This is a genomic window from Asaia sp. SF2.1, from assembly GCF_000505765.1.
In the GTDB taxonomy this organism is placed as follows: Bacteria; Pseudomonadota; Alphaproteobacteria; order Acetobacterales; family Acetobacteraceae; genus Asaia; species Asaia bogorensis.
On record NZ_AYXS01000038.1, the window covers coordinates 1 to 2392 of the forward strand.

The 2392-nt window shown below is 56.9% G+C and carries 2 protein-coding genes; one reads left to right on the forward strand and one right to left on the reverse strand.

The window, feature by feature from the left end; translation table 11 throughout:
- Window positions 1-1177 precede the first annotated feature (1177 nt).
- Complete coding sequence (locus tag P792_RS36690; protein WP_081866810.1) at window positions 1178-1498, reverse strand: transposase; 321 nt, start codon at window positions 1496-1498, stop codon at window positions 1178-1180.
- Window positions 1499-2116: 618 nt separating this feature from the next.
- Here P792_RS36690 and P792_RS32175 point away from each other — a divergent pair.
- A partial coding sequence (locus P792_RS32175; RefSeq protein WP_031241268.1) for a type II toxin-antitoxin system RelE/ParE family toxin occupies window positions 2117-2392 on the forward strand: 276 nt, incomplete at its 3' end.

Here is a 2392-nt window from a genome sequence, read left to right on the forward strand (position 1 = left end):
ATGCCCGCCTGGTACCTGATGGGCGCAGCATTCATCGGCATCGTTACAATGCTGACCGGTTCCGGGACAGAAGAACGTGGCCACGGGCGGTGGGTTTAATGCAAGGGGGCGGCTTTTTTGGGGGGGACAGAATGTCTAGTTTCGGGTGGGAGCCTGGAAAGCCGAACAATTGGTTGGTAATTCTTTTTATAATTCCCACTCGATTGTACGCTAGAAATAATTTCTCCTTGAATTCATAATATTGATTAAATAAGAATTCTAAATTCCATGAATGCGGACGAATCCGCAGGGGGTAGCCGATCTCATGACAGGCGGTGGTCCGGCGATGCGCAGGGCGGCGCTCGCCACGGTTGGCACCCACCCTGAACTTATCCCGCAGTTCTTGCAGAACTTACGTACGGGCGATCCCACTTTACTTGAAGCAGTCGCCAAGGCGATCGTTTCGTCGGGGGCAGGGCTGGGAACCGCAATTGCTTGGGCGGACTTGGTTCGACGGGTGGCAAATGAACAGTCTGCGGAACTAGGTCCATTCTCATCCGTGGTGATCTGTGCCCTCGCGCTAAGGCTAGGAGGGCCAGACGGGCTTAATCTCGCGCTGCCTGTGTTCGAGGCGACCCTCATGTCCACCAAGCGGTTTTCGCTTGACCGGGACTACGGTCACTGGCTGGAGCGGGAGCTTCCAGCAAGCGCGAAAGGATGGTCATTGCAGATGCGACTGCGTTCGGCGGCCGTCGAAGCGTGGCTGCCGGGGTGCACAGGAGCCGGGGTTCTGCTTCTGTGTAGCCAGCTGGAGAACTCAGCTCGTTTGGTCGACGACGTGTTGGTGCGTCACGGTCAATCTGCGCTCGAGGCGGCGCTCCTCGATTTACGGCTTACGCGAACGACGCGGCGCTATATCAGGAAGAGGCTCTCCCAATCTAAACGCCGCACTAGGATGTTCGGCTTCTAAATGGGCGACGGCTCACCTCTGACCGTTGGGGAACGTCCCTCGAGCAATAAGGATTTGCGTGGAAACGTTGTGTTCCGAAGTATAAGGTCGGACACGTTGTTTCATTGGCACCTCGCCAATGTGCCTAATCTGCTCTATTGCGAATGTCGGCTTTTAGGCGACCGCTATCACCACTTCAATGCCTGGAGATGGGGCGAAACCAGTAAGTCCGCTTAGGGTCAGGACTCGCTACGGCGTCCAGTAGATGACTGTTGTAGCGAGGCAGATTGCCGAGAAGAAGGTGTGGGCGCAGCGGTCGTAGCGCGTGGCAATGCGGCGCCAGTCCTTGAGGCGACCGAACATGTTCTCGACCTTGTGCCGCCGGCGATATCGGGACTTGTCGTGCGGGACCGGCACTTTCCGGCTCTTCGTGGACGGGATGCATGGCTCGATGCCTCGTTCACTCAGATTGCGCCGGGAGCGATTGCTGTCGTAACCGCGATCGCCAATCAGGTGGCGAGCGGAGGGCAAGCCTGGCAGCAGCAGGGCTGCGCCCTTGTGGTCACTCATCTGACCTTCGGTGGCAGCATCGCCACTGGACGGCCATGCCCGTCGCAGACGGCATGCAGTTTCGAGTTCAGGCCGCCACTTGTGCGTCCGATCCGACGCGCAGCACCCCCTTTTTGAACAGGCTTGCGGCAGTGCGATGCGCCCTCAGATGTGTGCTGTCGATCTTCAACTCCTCCGGGACGCCAGCATTACCCGTCAGGGCGGAAAAGATCCGGGCAAATACGCCAAGACGGCTCCAACGGATGAAGCGATTTTACAGCGTCTTATGCGGACCGTAGCCCGACGGCGCGTCCTCCCAAGTCAGCCGCGAGCCTCAGAATGGTCACAGACCTGCGTGAGTTGAAATGGCTATCGCGGAGAGTGGCAGATGTGAACAGTCTGTCCTTCCGGGAGCAGACTCTGTCCTTGACCAAGCGTCCGCGGAACACGCCTCGAAACGACCTTTGCAGGTCTTTTCTTGGTTCTCACCCCTACTTCCGATAATCAAAAGAAACGGAAGTAGGTAAATGGCGGGAAACAGCCATTTTTTCCGATCGTCGATCTTATCACCCCAACTGCCCATGCGCTCGACGTAACGATCATCTTTACATCGCCAATGTAATGCATTACCTTACACGCATGGAGATCGAGAGCATCAGCCACAAAGGCCTCCGACGCTTTTTTGAGACGGGAAATGCCAAAGGGCTGGTCGGCGACGTGAACCGGTTACGAAAGATGCTCGCCTTTATCGACGCTGCGGAATCACTCGATGAGCTCACGGTGCCTCCAAATTATAGCCTGCATCCTTTGGTCGGAGAGCGGGCAGGCACCTGGTCCATGACCGTCACTAAAAACTGGCGGCTTACTTTTCGTCTCAATGAGCAGGGACAACTCTGCGATATGGCTTTGGAGGAC